Source organism: Maritimibacter sp. 55A14, assembly GCF_003122205.1.
In the GTDB taxonomy this organism is placed as follows: domain Bacteria; phylum Pseudomonadota; class Alphaproteobacteria; order Rhodobacterales; family Rhodobacteraceae; genus QEYE01.
Window position 1 is genome coordinate 155,560 of record NZ_QEYE01000004.1, and the last position, 17,516, is coordinate 173,075.

Annotated in this window: 20 protein-coding genes; 10 read left to right on the plus strand and 10 right to left on the minus strand. The window is 65.8% G+C overall.

The annotated features are described in order from the left end of the window. The first annotated feature begins 85 nt into the window (after positions 1–85). Positions 86–1,306, plus strand: coding sequence for an MFS transporter (locus tag DDZ14_RS05035; protein WP_109423849.1), 1,221 nt, complete (start codon positions 86–88; stop codon positions 1,304–1,306). Here the strand turns inward: DDZ14_RS05035 and DDZ14_RS05040 are convergent. Genes DDZ14_RS05040 through DDZ14_RS05050 form a run of 3 tightly spaced genes read right to left on the minus strand, consistent with a single transcriptional unit; the run spans position 1,303 to position 3,600 of the window. Next, positions 1,303–1,911, minus strand: coding sequence for a Smr/MutS family protein (locus DDZ14_RS05040; RefSeq protein ID WP_109423850.1), 609 nt, complete (start codon positions 1,909–1,911; stop codon positions 1,303–1,305). The genes DDZ14_RS05035 and DDZ14_RS05040 overlap by 4 nt on opposite strands. 4 nt (positions 1,912–1,915) lie before the next feature. Continuing rightward, entirely contained in the window at positions 1,916–2,947 is a 1,032-nt protein-coding gene (locus tag DDZ14_RS05045) for a murein transglycosylase A (protein WP_109423851.1), read from the minus strand. Then, positions 2,944–3,600 (minus strand): Tim44/TimA family putative adaptor protein, encoded by a 657-nt coding sequence (locus DDZ14_RS05050; protein WP_109423852.1) that lies wholly within the window; start codon positions 3,598–3,600, stop codon positions 2,944–2,946. The genes DDZ14_RS05045 and DDZ14_RS05050 overlap by 4 nt, the downstream gene beginning before the upstream one ends. A gap of 120 nt (positions 3,601–3,720) precedes the next feature. On the opposite strand from DDZ14_RS05050, the gene DDZ14_RS05055 reads away from it, so the two are divergent. Both DDZ14_RS05055 and secB read left to right on the plus strand, forming a co-directional pair. Further along, complete coding sequence (locus DDZ14_RS05055) at positions 3,721–4,230, plus strand: FxsA family protein (protein WP_109423853.1); 510 nt, start codon at positions 3,721–3,723, stop codon at positions 4,228–4,230. Positions 4,231–4,303: 73 nt separating this feature from the next. After that, on the plus strand, positions 4,304–4,813 hold the full coding sequence (secB, locus tag DDZ14_RS05060; protein ID WP_109423854.1) for a protein-export chaperone SecB: 510 nt from the start codon (positions 4,304–4,306) through the stop codon (positions 4,811–4,813). Here the strand turns inward: secB and dnaQ are convergent. From dnaQ to DDZ14_RS05080, 4 genes are read right to left on the minus strand one after another with little or no spacing between them, the layout of a single operon-like run. Then, positions 4,810–5,496 carry a DNA polymerase III subunit epsilon gene (dnaQ, locus tag DDZ14_RS05065; protein WP_109423925.1) on the minus strand — a complete coding sequence of 229 codons (687 nt, stop codon included), beginning with the start codon at positions 5,494–5,496 and terminating at the stop codon, positions 4,810–4,812. The two genes, secB and dnaQ, sit on opposite strands and share 4 nt — an antisense overlap. Next, positions 5,496–6,110, minus strand: a complete 615-nt coding sequence (gene coaE / locus DDZ14_RS05070) for a dephospho-CoA kinase (protein WP_109423855.1) — start codon at positions 6,108–6,110, stop codon at positions 5,496–5,498. Before coaE ends, dnaQ begins: the two co-directional genes overlap by 1 nt. Then, positions 6,107–6,946, minus strand: coding sequence for a shikimate dehydrogenase (locus tag DDZ14_RS05075; RefSeq protein ID WP_109423856.1), 840 nt, complete (start codon positions 6,944–6,946; stop codon positions 6,107–6,109). The genes coaE and DDZ14_RS05075 overlap by 4 nt, the downstream gene beginning before the upstream one ends. Continuing rightward, positions 6,943–7,542, minus strand: a complete 600-nt coding sequence (locus DDZ14_RS05080; protein ID WP_109423857.1) for a nucleoside triphosphate pyrophosphatase — start codon at positions 7,540–7,542, stop codon at positions 6,943–6,945. The genes DDZ14_RS05075 and DDZ14_RS05080 overlap by 4 nt, the downstream gene beginning before the upstream one ends. 432 nt (positions 7,543–7,974) lie before the next feature. Here DDZ14_RS05080 and DDZ14_RS05085 point away from each other — a divergent pair, with 432 nt between their 5' ends. The 7 genes from DDZ14_RS05085 to DDZ14_RS05115 all read left to right on the plus strand — a co-directional run bounded on the left by DDZ14_RS05085 (position 7,975) and on the right by DDZ14_RS05115 (position 15,405). After that, a complete protein-coding gene (locus DDZ14_RS05085) occupies positions 7,975–8,424 on the plus strand; it encodes a CopD family protein (protein ID WP_109423858.1) in 450 nt (149 codons plus the stop codon). A gap of 146 nt (positions 8,425–8,570) precedes the next feature. Next, complete coding sequence (gene rho / locus DDZ14_RS05090) at positions 8,571–9,842, plus strand: transcription termination factor Rho (RefSeq protein WP_109423859.1); 1,272 nt, start codon at positions 8,571–8,573, stop codon at positions 9,840–9,842. 37 nt (positions 9,843–9,879) lie between these two features. Beyond that, on the plus strand, positions 9,880–11,172 hold the full coding sequence (gene mnmE, locus DDZ14_RS05095; RefSeq protein WP_109423860.1) for a tRNA uridine-5-carboxymethylaminomethyl(34) synthesis GTPase MnmE: 1,293 nt from the start codon (positions 9,880–9,882) through the stop codon (positions 11,170–11,172). Positions 11,173–11,175: 3 nt separating this feature from the next. Continuing rightward, positions 11,176–13,050 carry a tRNA uridine-5-carboxymethylaminomethyl(34) synthesis enzyme MnmG gene (gene mnmG / locus DDZ14_RS05100; protein WP_199221291.1) on the plus strand — a complete coding sequence of 625 codons (1,875 nt, stop codon included), beginning with the start codon at positions 11,176–11,178 and terminating at the stop codon, positions 13,048–13,050. Then, complete coding sequence (gene rsmG / locus DDZ14_RS05105) at positions 13,050–13,682, plus strand: 16S rRNA (guanine(527)-N(7))-methyltransferase RsmG (RefSeq protein WP_109423861.1); 633 nt, start codon at positions 13,050–13,052, stop codon at positions 13,680–13,682. Before mnmG ends, rsmG begins: the two co-directional genes overlap by 1 nt. Further along, positions 13,675–14,487, plus strand: a complete 813-nt coding sequence (locus tag DDZ14_RS05110) for a ParA family protein (RefSeq protein ID WP_109423862.1) — start codon at positions 13,675–13,677, stop codon at positions 14,485–14,487. The genes rsmG and DDZ14_RS05110 overlap by 8 nt, the downstream gene beginning before the upstream one ends. Positions 14,488–14,502: 15 nt before the next feature. Further along, a complete protein-coding gene (locus DDZ14_RS05115; RefSeq protein ID WP_109423863.1) occupies positions 14,503–15,405 on the plus strand; it encodes a ParB/RepB/Spo0J family partition protein in 903 nt (300 codons plus the stop codon). Here the strand turns inward: DDZ14_RS05115 and DDZ14_RS05120 are convergent. The 3 genes from DDZ14_RS05120 to rdgB are packed head-to-tail and all read right to left on the minus strand — an operon-like array spanning position 15,395 to position 17,516. Next, a complete protein-coding gene (locus tag DDZ14_RS05120) occupies positions 15,395–15,751 on the minus strand; it encodes a YbaN family protein (protein ID WP_109423864.1) in 357 nt (118 codons plus the stop codon). The two genes, DDZ14_RS05115 and DDZ14_RS05120, sit on opposite strands and share 11 nt — an antisense overlap. Next, entirely contained in the window at positions 15,752–16,969 is a 1,218-nt protein-coding gene (hemW, locus tag DDZ14_RS05125; protein ID WP_109423865.1) for a radical SAM family heme chaperone HemW, read from the minus strand. After that, positions 16,908–17,516, minus strand: a complete 609-nt coding sequence (gene rdgB / locus DDZ14_RS05130) for an RdgB/HAM1 family non-canonical purine NTP pyrophosphatase (RefSeq protein WP_109423866.1) — start codon at positions 17,514–17,516, stop codon at positions 16,908–16,910. Before rdgB ends, hemW begins: the two co-directional genes overlap by 62 nt.

Here is a 17,516-nt window from a genome sequence, read left to right on the forward strand (position 1 = left end):
GTCTTATCGAGCCTGCCGCAGCGCCTGTAAAGGGCGGACGCGGGCGCCGCTTGTGCTTGGGCGGGTCCGCGCGTAAGGCGGTTTCATGTCAATGCGCGCATTCCTCGCCGAAAATTCCAGATGGCTGGCCGCCGGGGCGCTGCTGTCCTTCTCCTCCTCCTTCGGCCAAACCTTCTTCATCTCGATCTATGCCGGCGAGATCCGCGCCGCCTTCGGGCTGAGCCACGGGGAGTGGGGCGGCATCTACACGCTGGGGACCACGGCCTCGGCGTTGCTTATGGTCTGGGCGGGCGGGCTGACCGACAGGTTCCGCGCCCGCGCCATCGGCACGGTGGTGATGGTGCTGCTGGCGGCGGCCTGCCTTGCGATGGCCCATGTCAGCGCCGCCTGGATGCTGCCCTTCGTCATCTTCGCGCTGCGCTTCGCCGGGCAGGGCATGTCCAGCCATGTGGCGATGGTGGCGATGGCGCGCTGGTTCGTGGCGACGCGGGGCCGGGCGCTGTCGATTGCGACGCTGGGCGTGACCGCGGGCGAGGCGTTTCTGCCGATGATCTTCGTGGCGCTCATGGCGGCGGTGCACTGGCAGACGCTCTGGCTGGCCGCGGCGGGGCTGGCGCTGCTCACGATCCCGGTGCTGCTGATGCTGCTGCGCGTCGAACGCCGGCCGCAATCGCTGGGCGAGGGCAGTCATTCGGCGGGCATGGGCGGCCGCCACTGGACCCGGACAGAGATGCTGCGCCACCCGCTATTCTGGTTCACCGTGCCGACGATCCTGGCGCCCTCGGCCTTTTCCACCGCGCTTTTCTTCCAGCAGGTGCACCTTGCCAATTCCAAGGGCTGGGAACTGGTGGAGTTCGTGGCGCTCTTCCCGCTCTTCTCGGCGGTGAGCGTGGCCTCGATGCTGACCGCGGGCTGGGCGCTGGACCGCTGGGGCACGGCGCGGCTGATGCCGGTCTACCAGTTGCCCTTCGCCGCCGGTTTCCTGGTCATGGGCCAGGCCCAGAGCATTGCCGCGGCGGCGGTGGCGATCATGCTCATGGCGATGACCGTGGGCGCGAACGCCACCCTGCCGCAAGCCTTCTGGGCGGAATTCTACGGCACCCGGCATATCGGCGCGATCAAGGCGATGGCGACCGCTGTGATGGTCTTCGGCACCGCGCTGGGACCGGGGCTGACCGGCGGGCTCATCGACCTCGGCTATCCATTCCACACGCAGATGGCCGGCATCGCGGTTTATGTTCTCTGCGCGATGATGCTGATGGGCGCGGGCGTGCGCCGGGCCTCAACCGCCTTGCCTGCGGGTTAACGCGGGCGCCGCAGATAGACGTAGAGCGCCCCGCCGCCGCCATGGCTGGTATGGGCCTGCGCGACCTGGAGGACCAGCGCGGCCAGCGGCGGCGCGGCCAGCCAGTGCGGCACCTGGTGGCGCAGCACGCCGGGGCGCGCCGGGATCGGTCCTTCGTCGGGGCCGCGCCTGCCCTTGCCGGTGATCACCAGGACCAGCCGCTTGCCGTCCGCCGCGGCACTCAGAATGAAGCCGGTCAGCGCCGGATGGGCCTGGGCCAGCGTCATGCCGTGCAGGTCGATCCGGGCTTCGGGTTTCAGCTTGCCGCGCTTCATGCGGGTATAGGCGCGGCGGTCCATGGTCAGCGGCGCGGCCTCCAGCGTCTCGGAGATCGGCGGCGCGAGATCGTGGTGCGGACGGTCGCGGATCGCACGCTCACCCATTCGGAAAGACGGGATCGCGGTTGTGCCGCGTGGATCGCGGGCCGGTTCGGGCGCTGCCCTGCCGGGCTCGGGTTCCGATGGCGCCGGCGGATCGCGGCGCAGGGGTGCTGCGGTCTCCGCCACCTTGCGCCAGAGCGCGCGTTCCTCCGGGCTCAGCTTTCTGGGTTCCTTTCGGCGCGCCATGGGCTCAACCCCCCGGCGCCAGCCGATAGGCGATCTCGATGGGCAGCAGCACGATCATCCGGCCGGGATCGCGCATCGTGCCGGCGGCCCGGCCCGCCGCCTCGCCGCTGCCAAAGAAGATATCCGCGCGCTGCGCGCCCTTGATCGCCGATCCGGTATCCTGCGCCACCATCAGGCGGCGCAGCCTTGGCTTTCCGTCCGTTTCGAGCCAGACCGGCGCGCCGAGCGGCGTAAAGGCCGGATCGACGGCGATCGTGCGCATCGCCGTGATCGGTCGGTTCATCGCCCCCGGCGGGCCGTCCTTCTCGTCTACGCCCCGCAGCTTGCGGAAGAACACGAAGGACGGGTTGTGATGCAGCAGGTCGCGCCCGTCGCGCGGATTGCGCCGCACCCAGTTGCGGATCACCTGTGCCGAGACCTGATGCGGCCGGAACACGCCCCGGCGCACGAGCTCCCTGCCGACCGAGCGGTATTCGTGGCCGTTCTTGGCAGCATAGCCCACGCGCATCACGCGCCCGTCAGGCAGCCGGATGCGCCCGGAGCCCTGCACATGCAGGAAGAACACGTCCACCGGATCGTCGAGCCAGGCGATCTCCAGCCCGCGTCCGGCGATGATGCCGCTCTCGATCTCGGCGCGGGTATACCAGGGGCGGCCCGGCACCAGTTCATGCGGCTTGGCGTAGATCGGATAGCGGAAGCGCCCGTCGGGGCGGAGCGCGCCGTTCAGTTCCGGCTCGTAATAGCCAGTGAAGAGCGCGGATTGCCCCGGCTCGAAGATCACCGGGCGGAAGAACATCTCGAAGAAACTGCGCGCGCCGGGGGCCTGATGGGCCAGCGCGCAGACAGGGGCCCATTCGGGATCTTCTATATCCATGCAGGTCTTGCGGAAGACCGACAATGCCGCCGCGTGATCGTCGTCGGCCCAGCCGTCGAGATCGGCGTAATCGATGATCTCGATGTCAGGCCCGGCCATGGCCGGCGGGGCGTGCAGGAGAAGCGCCGCCAGCAACGCCCGGACGAGCGGCGCCGGCGTCATCCACCGGTCGCGACAAGCAGCCAGTTCGGATCATCCGCGCCCATCCGGCGCGCAAAGGTCCAGACGTCGCGCTGGCGCTTGATTTCGTTGGCGTTGCCCTCGATCACCCGGCCCTCGCTGTCCTTCACGACCGAGGTCAACTCACCCGTGAAGCGAACGGTGATCTCGGCCTCGGCGGTGTCGGCGTTGAAGCCGGCATTCGTGATGTTGATGTCCCGCAGCCCGACGAATGTCGCCTCGACCTTCAGCCCCTCGTCCTCACGCGCGGCGAGCGCATCGACGAAGGTGTCGCGCACGTCCTCGGCCAGGTAAGGCTCGATCTCATCCAGCTCGCCATTCTCGTAGCCCATGAGGATCATTTCATAGGCGCCGCGCGCGCCGCGCAGGAACTCGCCCACATTGAAGGATGGATCCGCTTGCTTCATTTGCGCCAGGGCGCGTGCGGCGTCCGAGCTTTCGGACACGTAGTCGGTGATATCGGTATCCGGTCCGCCCTCGATTACCTGAAAATCGCGGCGCTGTTCGCTGCGGGCCGGGGCTTCGGCCGGGGGTTTCTCGAACCCGTCGCGGGTGCCGAGCACGCTGCGAAGCCGCAGGATCAGAAAGATCGCGATACCGGCAAGGACGACGAGTTGAATCACCGCTGAACTCATGTGCTGGAAACCTCTTTGAGGCGTGAAGGGTTTGGCATCGCGCCGCTCGCACCATATGTAGGGGACGCTTGGGGCCAAGTCTAGCATGGCCCGGAACCCATTCTGCGCCAGGGGGGCGTCATGTGGTTGTTTTTTCTCTTTGTCGCGGTTCCGATTGTCGAGATCGCGCTTTTCATTCAGGTCGGGGGGGCGATCGGGCTCTGGCCGACACTGGGCATCGTGGTGCTGACCGCGGTGCTGGGCACGGCGCTTATGCGCACGCAGGGGGTGCAGGCGCTGCACCGGCTGCAACGCGCGCTCAACGAAGGCGGCGATCCGGCGGTGCCGCTGGTCCACGGGGCGCTGATCCTGGTCGCCGGGGTGCTGCTGCTGACGCCGGGCTTTTTCACCGACGCCTTGGGCATCGCACTTCTGATCCCGCCGCTGCGCACGACGATCATCCGCATCGTCGGACGGCAGATGGTGGCGCGGAGCGTGGTCTTCACCTCGACCTCGGCCCGCGGTCCGCAACCCGGCCCCGGCCGCCCGCCGCAGGGAGCGGACACGATCGAGGGTGATTACGAAGTCGTTGACGAGAGCGCGCCCGAAGACGGGCGCGACCGCCCCTCGGGCTGGAGCCGGCATCAGTAGCGTTGCTGCCCTATCTGCAAGCTGCTAAAGACCGGCTCAAATCGCACACGCACCGACCGATCAGGAGATACCGATGGCTGAGACGACAGAATCCGGCAATGGCGCCGCCCAGGAAAACCAGCCCCCGCGGATGCAAATCCTGGGGCAGTTCATCCGGGACATGTCATTCGAGAACGTTGCCGCGCAATCCGGCATGAAGGGCGACGCACAGCCCGACATCAACGTGCAGGTCGGCGTCGATGCCCGCAAGCGCGAGACCGAAAACCAGTACGACGTGATCGTGAAGCTCAACATCTCGTCCAAGGCGAAGGGCGGCGACACGCAGATTTTCCTGATGGAGCTGGAATATGGCGGCATCATCCATCTGGAAAACGTGCCCGCGGACCAGCTTCACCCCTATCTGATGATCGAGTGTCCGCGGATGCTCTTCCCGTTCATCCGCCGCATCGTCAGCGACGTGACGCGGGACGGGGGCTATCCGCCGCTCAACCTCGACAATATCGACTTCCTGCAGATGTACCGCCAGCAGCTTGCGCAGCACCAGAAGGCGCAGGCCGAGGGGCAGAACAAGGCCGCCAACTAGGAAGGCCAGAGCGTCTTGTCGCCCAGCGCCGCGACAAAGGCGGCATGGGCGTCGGCCTCGGCCTCGGTCAGCCGCGGCCCGAGCGGACGCGGCCGCGGGCCCGGCGCCCAGTCGGTATTGCCGAGCGCGTTTCCCGAACCGGAATACCCGGCGCTCAGTCCGAAATCGGGCTGGCGTCCGCCGATCAGCTCCAGATAGACCTCGGCCAGCAATTCACTGTCCAGAAGCGCGCCGTGCAGCGTGCGCCCGCTATTGTCCACACCAAAACGGCGGCAGAGCGCGTCGAGCGAATTGCCCGCGCCGGGATACTTCCGCCGGGCGATCTCCAGCGTATCGACGGCCCGCGACATCGGGATTCTCGGTAGATTCAGCCAACCCAGTTCGGCGTTGATGAATTTCATGTCGAAACTGGCATTGTGGATCACCAGCCGGGCATCGCCGATAAAGTCCACGAAAGCCTGCGAAATCTCGGCGAAAAGCGGCTTGTCGCGCAGGAAATCGTCGCCCAGTCCATGCACGGCGAAGGCTTCCGCCGGCATGGCGCGTGCGGGGTTGATGTACTGATGATAGGTACGGCCCGTGGCAACATGGTTGTAAAGCTCCAGTGCGCCGATTTCCACGATGCGGTCGCCGGTTTCCGGGTCGAGCCCCGTGGTTTCGGTGTCGAGCACGATCTCGCGCATCATTCGCCCCCCTTATCCACCCCGGTCAGTTCCGCGATCAGATCCTGCACTGCCCGGCGCGCGTCTTCAAGCGTCCGCGTCTCTATCACGTGGTCGGCGCGTTGGCGTTTCTCGGCGTCGGGAACCTGCCGCGACAGGATGCTTTCGAAATGCGCTTCGGTCATGCCGGGACGCGCCAGGACGCGGGCACGCTGTTCCTCCTCGGGAGCCGACACGACAGCGACCGCATCCACCGTGCCTTCGGCGCCGGTCTCGTAGAGCAGCGGGATATCGACCACCACCAGATCCGCCCCGGCGCGCGCCTGCGCCGCGATGAAAGCCTGCCTGTCGGCCGCGACCAGCGGGTGCACGATGCGCTCGATCCGGCCCAGTGCCGCGGGATCGGCTGAGATGCGGCGCTTGAGCGCTTCGCGGTCCACGGCGCCCCCCACGACCGCATCGGGATAGAGCGCGGCAATCGGCGCAACCGCCGCGCCACCCGCCGCGTAGAGCCGGTGCACCGCCGCGTCGGCATCCCAGACCGGCACGCCGAACTCGCGAAAGAACCCGGCGGTGGTCGATTTCCCCATACCGATGGACCCGGTGAGACCCAGGATGAAGGGCCGCCCGCTCATCCCTCCAGAACCGCCGCGCGCAACTCGTCATCTACCTCGGGGCGCACGCCGAACCACGCTTCGAACCCCGGCACCGCCTGGTGGAGCAGCATTCCCAGCCCGTCCACGGTCGGATTGCCCCGGTCCGCCGCGCGTTCCAGCAGCGCGGTCCGCAGCGGGGCATAGACGATATCCGTGACAAGCGCGGTCTGCGGCAGCCGGTCGAGTTTCACGTTCAGTTCCGGCTTTCCGGTCATGCCCAGCGATGTCGTGTTGACCAGCGTCGCGGCGCCTTCCATGTGGCTGCCGACCTGCGTCCACTCCACCACACGCACACGGGCGCCGAAATGTTCGCGCAACATGTCGGACCGCGCGCGGGTACGATTGGCCAGCACGATCTCCGGCGCGCCGTCGCCCAGCAGCGCCGAGACGACCGCGCGCGCCGCGCCCCCGGCGCCGAGCACCACCGCCGGCCCCGCATCGGCCCGCCAATGCGGGGCGGATTGCTTGAGATTGGCCAGGAACCCGTAACCATCCGTGTTGTCGGCCTGAATCGTCCCGTCGCTGCGGAAGATCAGCGTATTCGCCGCCCCGATCAGCGCCGCCCGGTCGGAGACCGCATTCGCCAGTTCCAACGCCGCCTCCTTGTGCGGGATCGTAATGTTCACGCCGCGGAAACCCAGCCGGGGGAGGGCCTGCAGGGCCTGCGCGAGATGCTCGGCTGCGACCGGCATGGGGATATAGTAGCCACGAATCCCGTAACGTCGCAGCCAGTGCCCGTGCAGGACCGGCGATTTGCTGTGCGCGATCGGATGGCCGATCACACCGGCCAGATGGGGGGCGTCCATTTCCGTCATCCCGCAATGAACCTCCGCGCCGTGAGCCAGTTCAGAAGCTGCACCACTGGCAATCCCAGTACGGTAAAGTAATCCCCTTCAACGCGCGAGAAAAGACGCACGCCCTCGGCTTCCAGCTTGTACGATCCGACCGTATCGGTCACGGCCTGGCCTTGCCGCTCCAGATAAGTATTGAGATAAGCGTCGGAAAAATCGCGCATCTCCAGCCGCGCCTGTCCGATATGCCGCCAGACCGGTTTCGCATCCTCGCAGACCACCACCGCCGAGAGCAGCCGGTGACGCTTGCCGCGCAAGGCCAGAAGCTGGGTGCGGGCGGCCTCGGGCGTCTCCGGTTTCGTCAGGATCTGGCGGTCCAGCTCCAGCACCTGATCGCAACCGATGACCAGTGCCTCGGGCCGTTTCTCGGCCACGCGGCGGGCCTTCATCTCGGCCAGGGCGTCGGCGATGTCGTGGGGTTTCGCCCCCTCAAGCTCCAGCGCGGCGCGCAGCGCATCCTCGTCCACGCGGGGGCGCTCGACCTCGAAATCCAGCCCGGCGTTGGTCAACAACTCTCGCCGTATCGCCGAACCGGATGCCAGGATGATCGGAGGGGCCATGTATGTTCCTGTGGATGAGTGCGTCGGGGCACCGGGCAGAACTCGCAGCTTTCAACACCGCCGCGAAGGGATCGTCGATCTGTCACCGCAATGTCAAGATTCCTACATGATTTGTCCACGGTGCATGGAATTCCGAACAGGTGTGGGTAAGATGCGGATACCGCCGTGGCGCTGGAGCCGTCAGAAAGTTCTTCCGATCTTATCCACATATTAATTTTGTATAAGAATTTGAATCTAAATATAAAATTATGTTTGCTCAGTGCTTCAGACAAAACTGTTCGACCCTGCTTATAACTGCCGCGTCGCGTCCGGAGCTGGGATAAACTTAACTGTTAGACTTGTACCCGGCCCCTTCCTACAACAACAACTTTTCATTTCTTCTTTATTTATATTAGGGAGAGCAGGAGAGCCCCGCGAAGAAAGAGACCGAGAATGACGGACTTCCTGGCAAGCGTCTATCCTTGGACGAAATCGCTGCATGTCATCTCGGTGATCGCCTGGATGGCGGGGTTGTTCTACCTGCCCCGGCTCTTCGTCTACCATACCGAGAAAGCGGGGGAGGCACCGGTACTCCCGCAAACCTTTGAGGTGATGGAGCGCCGGTTGCTCAGGGCGATCATGAACCCCGCCATGATTGCCACCTGGGTCTTCGGACTGGCATTGGTGTTTACGCCGGGTATCGTCGACTGGGGCTCGGCCTGGCCCTGGGTCAAGGCCGCCGGCGTGGGCGGCATGACCTGGTTTCACCATTGGCTCGGACTGCGCCGCAAGGAACTGTTGGCGGGCACCTGCACCGTCACTTCGCGCGGCTTTCGCGTGATGAACGAACTGCCGACCCTGCTGATGATCTTGATCGTGGTCTCGGTCATCGTCAAATACTAGAGAACGGCGTTTGACAGCGGCCCGGCTTGCGGTGTAAAGGACCGTCTGTCCGGTCATCCGACCATCAGGACGCCCCCATTTTTCCGAACGCCCGCGGCAGGCTGCCGCCCGCGCCCTCCATATCACTCCACCACAGGTGTATCCGCATGTCCGAAGACCAGTTGTTCCTGTCCGACCTCAAGGCGCAGAGCCCCGCTGACCTGCTCGCCCAGGCCGAGGAGCTGGAGATCGAAGGCGCGCCCTCGATGCGCAAGGGCGACATGATGTTCGCCATTCTCAAGGCGCGTGCCGAAGACGGCTGGGAAATCTCCGGCGACGGCGTGCTGGAGGTGATGCAGGACGGGTTCGGGTTTCTGCGTTCGCCCGAGGCGAACTACCTTCCCGGCCCTGACGATATTTATGTCAGCCCGGACCTGATCCGGGTCTTCTCGCTTCGCACCGGCGACACGATCGAGGGGGTAATCCGCGCGCCCAATGACAGCGAGCGCTACTTCGCCATCACCAAGGTTACGCAGATCAATTTCCAGGATCCGGAAATGGCCCGGCACAAGGTGCATTTCGACAACCTCACGCCGCTCTATCCCGACGAACGGCTGACGATGGAGATCGAGGATCCGACGATCAAGGACCGCTCGGCGCGGATCATCGACCTGGTCGCGCCGATCGGCAAGGGCCAGCGATCGCTGATCGTGGCGCCGCCGCGGACCGGCAAGACGGTGCTCTTGCAGAACATCGCCCATTCGATCGAGAGGAACCATCCGGAATGCTACCTGATCGTGCTGCTCATCGACGAGCGGCCGGAGGAAGTGACCGACATGCAGCGCAGCGTGAAGGGCGAGGTCGTATCGTCGACTTTCGACGAGCCCGCGACGCGCCACGTTGCGGTCAGCGAGATGGTGATCGAGAAGGCCAAACGGCTGGTCGAGCACAAGCGCGACGTGGTGATCCTGCTCGATTCGATCACCCGGCTGGGCCGCGCGTTCAACACGGTCGTGCCGAGCTCCGGCAAGGTGCTGACCGGCGGTGTCGATGCGAACGCGCTGCAACGGCCCAAGCGGTTCTTCGGCGCGGCGCGAAACATCGAGGAGGGCGGATCGCTGACCATCATCGCCACCGCCCTGATCGACACCGGCAGCCGCATGGACGAGGTGATTTTCGAAGAATTCAAGGGCACCGGCAACTCGGAGATCGTGCTCGACCGCAAGGTGGCCGACAAGCGCGTCTTCCCGTCGATGGACATTCTCAAGTCCGGCACGCGGAAGGAGGAGCTGCTCGTGGACAAGAACGACCTTCAGAAGATGTTCGTCCTCCGCCGCATCCTCAATCCGATGGGCACCACGGACGCGATCGAGTTCCTGCTTTCCAAGCTCAAGCAGACCAAGACAAACGCGGATTTCTTCGATTCGATGAATACCTGAGATACGCGCGCCGGACGGGCGGCGCGGGGGCGGGGTCATGGACACGATCTACGCATTGGCAACGGCGCGCGGGAAATCCGGGGTGGCGGTGATCCGCCTTTCCGGACCGGATGCACATGCCGCGGCCGAATCCCTGGCCGGGCCGTTGCCGCCACCGCGGCAATCGACGCTGCGGGTTCTGCGCGACGCAGATGGCGGGCATCTCGATCAGGCGCTGGTGCTTCTCTTTTTGAAAGGTGCAAGCTTCACCGGCGAGGATGTGGCCGAGCTCCACCTGCATGGCAGCCCGGCCATCATCCGCGCCGTCCTGCGTGAGCTTGGGGACCGGGCGGGCCTGCGGATGGCCGAACCGGGGGAGTTCACCCGCCGCGCGCTGGAGAACGGTTGTCTCGATCTTGTGCAGGTCGAGGGGCTGGGCGACCTGATCGAGGCGGAGACCGAGGCGCAGCGCAAACAGGCGCTGCGTGTGTTCGAGGGCGCGCTAGGACGCAAGGTGGAGGCCTGGCGGTCGGCGCTGATCCGTGCGGCGGCGTTGCTGGAGGCCACGATCGACTTCGCCGATGAAGAGGTTCCGGTCGAAGTGACGCCGGAGGTGACGGGCCTGCTCGACGGGGTTGCGGAGGGCCTGCGGGCCGAGATCGCGGGCAGCCGCGCGGCGGAACGCATCCGCGACGGCTTTGAAGTGGCCATCGTCGGCGCGCCCAATGCGGGCAAGTCGACGCTGCTCAACGCGCTGGCCGGACGGGAGGCCGCGATCACGTCCGAGGTGGCGGGGACGACGCGCGACGTGATCGAGGTGGCCATGGATCTGAATGGTGTGCCGGCCACTATACTTGATACTGCTGGCCTGCGGGACGCACAAGATATGGTAGAGGGCATGGGCATTGACCGCGCCCTCAAGCGCGCGCGGGAGGCCGATTTGCGGGTTTTCCTGCATGGCCCGGAAGGGGATATTCCGGGGGTGGTCCGGCAGCCCGGAGACATCGACGTATTGGGCAAGGCCGATCTTGGCAGAAGCGGCGAGGGGCTTCCGGTGTCGGGCAAGACGGGCGCCGGCATAGCTGAGCTCGTGGGCCGGGTCGCGGCGGAGCTGGAGATGCGGGCGCAGCGCGCGTCCACCGCCACGCGGGAGCGGCACCGCCTGGCGATGGAATCTGCTTTGGGGGCTATGGAATCAGCCCGGATTGAGGTATTGAACGGGCCGGACAGGGCAGAACTGGCGGCGGAAAACCTCCATGCCGGCATCCGGGCGCTGGATTCTGTGATCGGGCGCGTGGACGTCGAGCATATTCTGGACGAGATTTTTGCGCGGTTCTGCCTCGGCAAGTAGGGAATGTTTCACGTGAAACATGATTTCGATGTCATCGTGATCGGCGGCGGTCATGCGGGCGCGGATGCGGCTCACGCGGCGGCACGGTCCGGCGCGCGCACTGGGCTGGTGACGCTGCGATTCGACGGGATCGGCGTGATGAGCTGCAACCCCGCGATCGGCGGCCTGGGCAAGGGCCACCTGGTGCGCGAGATCGACGCGCTTGACGGGCTGATGGGCCGGGTCGCGGACCGGGCCGGCATTCAGTTCCGGCTTCTCAACCGGCGCAAGGGACCGGCCGTTCAGGGCCCGCGGGCGCAGTCGGATCGTCGCATCTACCGCACGGAAATGCAGCGCGAAATTCGGGCTACACCCAATCTTACTGTGATCGAGGGCGAGGTCGCCGAGTTTCTCATGAATGCCGGGTGCGTGGCCGGTGTCGTTCTGGCCGACGGCGCTCACGTCTCGGCCCGCGCGGTGGTGCTGACGACGGGCACTTTCCTGCGTGGCGTGATACATATCGGCGATGTCTCCCGACCCGGCGGTCGGATGGGCGACAAGCCGTCGGTTCGCTTGGCGGAACGGATTGACAATTTCGGCCTTCCGCTCGGGCGGCTCAAGACCGGCACGCCGCCGCGGCTCGACGGGCGAACAATCAACTGGGAAGTCCTGGAAGACCAGCCGGGCGATGCCGAGCCGGTGATGTTCTCCTTCCTGTCCAAGCGGCCTTTTGTCCGGCAGGTTTCCTGCGGGATCACGCATACGAACGCCCATACGCATGAGATCATCCGCGAGAATCTGGCGCGCTCGGCCATGTATGGCGGGCATATAGATGGGGTCGGGCCGCGCTACTGCCCCTCCATCGAGGACAAGATTATCCGCTTTGCCGACAAGGAGTCACACCAGATTTTCCTGGAGCCCGAAGGGCTGGACGACCATACGGTCTATCCGAATGGCATCTCCACCTCCTTGCCGGAGGATGTCCAACTTCGCTACGTCCGGTCCATCCGCGGGCTAGAGAAGGCGGAGATCCTGCAGCCGGGCTACGCCATCGAGTATGACTATGTGGATCCGCGGGCACTGCGCCCGAGCCTGGAATTGAAAGATGTACCGGGCCTATATCTTGCGGGTCAGATCAACGGAACCACAGGATATGAGGAGGCTGCGGCCCAAGGGCTGGTTGCCGGGCTGAACGCCGCGCGCCGCGCCGCGGGGCGCGAGCCGGTGATTTTCAGTCGCGCGGACGCTTATATCGGCGTGATGATCGACGATCTTGTGACCCGAGGTGTCGCGGAGCCCTACCGCATGTTCACCTCGCGCGCGGAGTTCCGGTTGTCCCTGCGGGCCGACAATGCCGATCAGCGTCTCACGCCCCTAGGCGTCGCCTTGGGCTGCGTGGGCGAGTCCCGCAAGGTCGCGTTTGAGGCGAAGATGGCGCAGATCGACGCCGCCCGCACGACGTTGGAGGCGCGCAGCTTGACCCCAAATGAGGCCCGCACTGCCGGACTGACGGTGGGCGAGGACGGTACGCGCCGGAACGGCATCGACCTCTTGTCCTTCCCCGATGTCGATTTCGCCCGCCTGGCGGATATCTGGCCCGAGCTTTCCGACACGGCGCCCGAAATCCGAAAGCAGGTAGAGCGCGATGCGCTCTACGCCCATTACATCGCACGGCAACAGGCCGATGTTGCGGCGATGAAGCGGGACGAAGCGCATGAGATTCCGGAGCGCATGGATTACGACACCATTTCCGGCCTGTCGCACGAGCTGAAGGGCAAGCTTTCGCGCATCCGCCCGGCGACGCTGGCGCAGGCTGGCCGGATCGACGGGATGACGCCGGCGGCACTGACGCTCATCCTCGCGCGCCTGCGCCAGGACGCCAAAAGGCGCTCTGCCTGATGGTGGACGAGGCGGACCGGGAAGCGTTTCTGGCGGCCCGGAATGTTTCACGTGAAACACTGCAGCGGCTGGATACCTACGCCATGCTGTTGCGAAAATGGAACCCGGCCATAAATCTTGTGTCCCGAACTACGCTGGCGGATCTCTGGTCGCGCCATTTTCTCGACAGCGCGCAGCTTCTCGACCGCACGCCGAACAGCGCATCGAACTGGGTCGATCTCGGCTCCGGCGGCGGGTTTCCTGGACTGATCGTGGCGATTCTGGCGGCGGAGGCTGCGCCGCACCTGCGCGTCACACTCGTGGAAAGCGATGCCCGCAAGGCCGCGTTCCTGCTGCGGGTCGCGCAGGCCACGGAGACGCCGGCGGAGGTGAAAATCGCACGGGCGGAGACCCTTGCGCCCCAAAGCGCCGACGTGCTCTCCGCGCGGGCGCTGGCGCCGCTCGACCGGCTTTTGCCGTTGGCGCAGCGGCACCTGGCCGAGGACGGCATCGCGCTCTTTCCCAAGGGCGCGGGCCATGCCGAAGAGATCGACGCGGCCCTTGCATCCTGGGCTTTCCGAGTCCAAAAACATCCGAGCATCACCGATCCGTCCGGCGTCATACTGGAAATTGGAGGCATAGCCCGTGTCTGAACCGGTTCCGGGGCCCGGCCCCCGTATCATCGCGGTTGCGAACCAGAAGGGCGGGGTCGGCAAGACCACCACCGCCATAAACCTGGGCACCGCGCTGGCAGAGGCCGGCAAGCGCGTACTTCTGGTGGATATCGACCCGCAGGGCAACGCCTCGACCGGGCTCGGCATCGACGCGGACCGGCGGGACATGACAACCTATGATCTGCTTCTGGAAGAGGCCCCGGCGTTGGAGGTGTTGCAGGAGACGAGTATTCCCAACCTCCTGATAGCCCCGGCGACGACCGATCTGAGTTCCGCCGATATCGAGCTTGTGGCCAATGAAAAAAGGGTTTTCCTGCTGCGCGACGCGCTGAACCTGTCGGCGCTGGCCGAGTTCCGGCTGGACTATGTGCTGATCGACTGCCCGCCGTCGCTGAACCTTCTGACGGTCAACGCGATGGTCGCCGCGCATTCGGTCCTGGTGCCCTTGCAGGCAGAGTTCTTCGCGCTGGAGGGGCTTTCGCAACTCATGCTGAGTGTGCGTGAAGTTCGGCAAACCGCTAATTCTGCCCTGCGCTTGGAAGGTGTTGTGTTGACCATGTATGACAAACGCAACAACTTGTCCCGGCAAGTGGAGGCGGATGCCCGGCAAACCCTGGGCAAGCTGGTCTTCGACACGGTGATCCCCCGCAATGTGCGGCTGAGCGAGGCGCCGTCCTATGCCATGCCGGTTCTTGTCTACGATTCGGAGTCGAAAGGCAGCCAAGCGTATCGCGAGCTGGCACAGGAATTGATCCGCAAACACGGCGCGCAGGCGGCGGCCTGATCTGGGAGGCGAGACATGGCACAGAAGACACCGGAACGGCGCGGACTGGGGCGTGGACTGTCAGCCCTGATGGCAGATGTGAACCCCGAGACTCCGGCAGAGCAGCAGGGGCAGACTGCCGCGCGGCGTCCCGACACACATGTCGCCATCGACCGGCTGCATCCGAACCCCAACCAGCCGCGGCGGGATTTCGTCAAGGAAAACCTGGAGGAGCTGGCCGCCTCGATTCGCGAGAAGGGGGTGATCCAGCCGCTCATCGTCCGGCCCGACCCGCATCAGGGCGGGGCCTATCAGATCGTCGCGGGGGAACGTCGCTGGCGGGCCGCACAGATGGCGCAGCTTCATGAGCTGCCTGTTCTGATCCGGGATTTCGACGACACGGAGGTGCTGGAAGTCGCGATCATCGAGAACATCCAGCGTGCCGATCTGAACCCGGTGGAGGAAGCCGCGGGATACCGCAGATTGATGGAGCAATTCGGCCATACGCAGGAAAACCTGGCCCGAGCACTGGGCAAGAGCCGAAGCCATATCGCCAACCTTATGCGGCTTCTGGGCCTGCCGGAGGAGGTTCTGGGGTATCTCCGCGAGGGAATGCTTTCTGCCGGGCACGCCCGCGCGCTCATCACCGCGGATGATCCTGTGGGTATTGCCAAGCAGATCGTGGCCAAGGGGCTCTCGGTGCGGGAGGTGGAGCGACTGGTCAAGGCGCCGAAGCCGGGCGCAGGACCAAAGCCGCGCGCGGCGGCGCCCGAGAAGGACGCCGACACCCGCGCGCTGGAACAGGATCTCGCTGCCAATACCGGGCTGCGCGTGACGATCGACCACAAGCCGGGCGGGGAAAGCGGGCAGGTGGTGATCCGCTACGGCACGCTGGAAGAGCTCGACGCGCTGTGCCAGGCGCTGACCGCTATGCGTTAGGCCGCGTCCAGATGAAGATCAGAACGGCCCCCAGCACCGCCGCCTGAAAGCCCAGCACCAGCGCGCGCACACCAAGCGCCAGAGACACCCCGAAAACCAGCAGGATCGAGACGGTCGCCAGCCGCTTGGCCGTCGGGCGGATCGACCCGTGGCTGCGCCAGTCGGCGATATAGGGTCCGAATGTCCGGTGGCTCAGCAGCCAGTCATGCAGCCTGTCCGAGGAGCGGGCAAAGCAGAAGGCGGCGAGGATCATCAGGGGCACCGTGGGGACCAGCGGCAGGACAATCCCAACGATGCCGGTGCCAACGCAGAGAATCCCGAAGACAGCCCAGAGCCAGCGCGCCACCTAGACCTCCGCCAGCAATTCGCGCAGCACGGCGTTGAGCACCGGCCGCCCGCGGTCGGTCAGCGCGAGCGTTCCAGCGTGGCAATGGAGCACATTAAGACCGTCTAACCCATTGATTTTCTGTAATATATCTACGCTCCCGGACAGCTTATCCCACCGGTCAATCTGCGCCCCTTCGCGAAGACGCAGCGCCATCATCAGGTATTCCTGCGCCTGATCAAAAGGCGCGAGCACCTGCCGCGGCAGCTCGCCCGATCCGGCGCGCTCGACACGTTCCAGCCAGGCGGCGGGTGCGAGCGGTGTCTGCGTGGCGTAGCGTGTCCCGCCAAGCGTCAGCCGCCCATGCGCCCCCGGCCCGATCCCGGCATAGTCACCGCCGCGCCAGTAAATCAGGTTGTGCCTTGACTCCGCGCCCGGACGGGCGTGGTTGGAAATCTCGTAGGCGGGCAGGCCGGCGGCGCCGCAGATCTCCTGCGTGTCGGCATACATGTCGGCGGCGCGGTCGTCATCGGGCAGCCCGTCGAGCCGCCCGGCATTGGCGAGCCGCCCGAAGGCGGTGCCGGGCTCGATGGTGAGTTGATAGAGCGACAGGTGATCCGCGGCCATCGCCATCGCCTCGCGCAACTCGGTGCGCCAGGCGGCACGGGTCTGGTGCTGCCGCGCATAGATCAGATCGAAGCTCACCCGGTCGAAGACGTTCCGCGCGATGGCGAAGGCGTTGCGGGCCTCGGCCACCGAATGCAGCCGCCCGAGCCGCCGGAGATCTGAGTCATTGAGCGCCTGAATGCCCATCGAGACCCGGTTCACCCCGGCATCGCGGTAGCCACGGAAGCGCCCGGCCTCCACCGAGGTCGGGTTGGCCTCCAGCGTAACTTCCAGATCGTTGGCCAGCGGCCACGCCGCGCGCACCGCATCGAGGATGGCGGCCACCAGATCGGGGTCCATCAGGCTGGGCGTCCCGCCCCCGAAGAAGACAGTGTTCAGAACCCTGTCCGGCGTCTCGGTAGCGACGCGGGCGATCTCGGAGAGCAGGACGGCCCGCCACCTGACCTGATCCACATCGCCCGCGACATGGCTGTTGAAGTCGCAATAGGGGCATTTGGCCTGACAGAAGGGCCAGTGGAGATAGAGTCCGAACCCCCCGGCGCGCCAGTCCTCAGCCACCGAAGACGGCGGCAACGAGTTTTCTGAAAGCGTCTGCACGATGGCTAAGCTCATGTTTGCGCGCGGGGTCCATTTCGCCGAAGGTCTCGGTTTCGCCGTCGGGCAGGAAGATCGGGTCGAAGCCGAAGCCGCGGGCGCCCCGCATCGGCCACACGATACGGCCTTCGACCTTGCCCTCAAATAGTGCGTCCTGCCCGTCGGGCCAGGCCAGGCAGAGCGTGCAGCGGAACCGCGCGCTGCGCGGCTCGGGCGCGGCGGCATCCTCCAGCAGGGTCCAGACCTTCGTCATCGCCATCGGGAAGTCCCGGCCGTCCGGGGTTTCGGCCCAATCGGCGGTACGGATACCCGGCGCGCCGCCCAGTGCGTCCACCTCGATCCCGCTGTCGTCGGACAGGGCGGGCAGGCCGCTGGCGCGCGCGGCGGCATGGGCCTTGATCCGCGCATTGCCGGCGAAGCTCTCCTCGGTCTCGTCGGGCTCATCCAGCCCCAGATCGGCGGCCGAGACGACCTGAACGCCGAACGGGGCCAACAGCGCACCGATCTCGCGCACCTTGCCTGCGTTATGCGACGCGATCAGCAGTTTCTCCCCGATCTGCCGCAA

What these genes read in the sequence shown, in the direction of transcription:
- DDZ14_RS05035 (WP_109423849.1), top strand. Translation starts at nt 86, where the DNA reads ATGTCAATGCGCGCATTCCTCGCCGAAAATTCCAGATGGCTGGCCGCC.
- DDZ14_RS05040 (WP_109423850.1), bottom strand. Translation starts at nt 1,911, where the DNA reads ATGGCGCGCCGAAAGGAACCCAGAAAGCTGAGCCCGGAGGAACGCGCG.
- DDZ14_RS05045 (WP_109423851.1), bottom strand. Translation starts at nt 2,947, where the DNA reads ATGACGCCGGCGCCGCTCGTCCGGGCGTTGCTGGCGGCGCTTCTCCTG.
- DDZ14_RS05050 (WP_109423852.1), bottom strand. Translation starts at nt 3,600, where the DNA reads ATGAGTTCAGCGGTGATTCAACTCGTCGTCCTTGCCGGTATCGCGATC.
- DDZ14_RS05055 (WP_109423853.1), top strand. Translation starts at nt 3,721, where the DNA reads ATGTGGTTGTTTTTTCTCTTTGTCGCGGTTCCGATTGTCGAGATCGCG.
- secB (WP_109423854.1), top strand. Translation starts at nt 4,304, where the DNA reads ATGGCTGAGACGACAGAATCCGGCAATGGCGCCGCCCAGGAAAACCAG.
- dnaQ (WP_109423925.1), bottom strand. Translation starts at nt 5,496, where the DNA reads ATGCGCGAGATCGTGCTCGACACCGAAACCACGGGGCTCGACCCGGAA.
- coaE (WP_109423855.1), bottom strand. Translation starts at nt 6,110, where the DNA reads ATGAGCGGGCGGCCCTTCATCCTGGGTCTCACCGGGTCCATCGGTATG.
- DDZ14_RS05075 (WP_109423856.1), bottom strand. Translation starts at nt 6,946, where the DNA reads ATGACGGAAATGGACGCCCCCCATCTGGCCGGTGTGATCGGCCATCCG.
- DDZ14_RS05080 (WP_109423857.1), bottom strand. Translation starts at nt 7,542, where the DNA reads ATGGCCCCTCCGATCATCCTGGCATCCGGTTCGGCGATACGGCGAGAG.
- DDZ14_RS05085 (WP_109423858.1), top strand. Translation starts at nt 7,975, where the DNA reads ATGACGGACTTCCTGGCAAGCGTCTATCCTTGGACGAAATCGCTGCAT.
- rho (WP_109423859.1), top strand. Translation starts at nt 8,571, where the DNA reads ATGTCCGAAGACCAGTTGTTCCTGTCCGACCTCAAGGCGCAGAGCCCC.
- mnmE (WP_109423860.1), top strand. Translation starts at nt 9,880, where the DNA reads ATGGACACGATCTACGCATTGGCAACGGCGCGCGGGAAATCCGGGGTG.
- mnmG (WP_199221291.1), top strand. Translation starts at nt 11,176, where the DNA reads ATGTTTCACGTGAAACATGATTTCGATGTCATCGTGATCGGCGGCGGT.
- rsmG (WP_109423861.1), top strand. Translation starts at nt 13,050, where the DNA reads ATGGTGGACGAGGCGGACCGGGAAGCGTTTCTGGCGGCCCGGAATGTT.
- DDZ14_RS05115 (WP_109423863.1), top strand. Translation starts at nt 14,503, where the DNA reads ATGGCACAGAAGACACCGGAACGGCGCGGACTGGGGCGTGGACTGTCA.
- hemW (WP_109423865.1), bottom strand. Translation starts at nt 16,969, where the DNA reads ATGAGCTTAGCCATCGTGCAGACGCTTTCAGAAAACTCGTTGCCGCCG.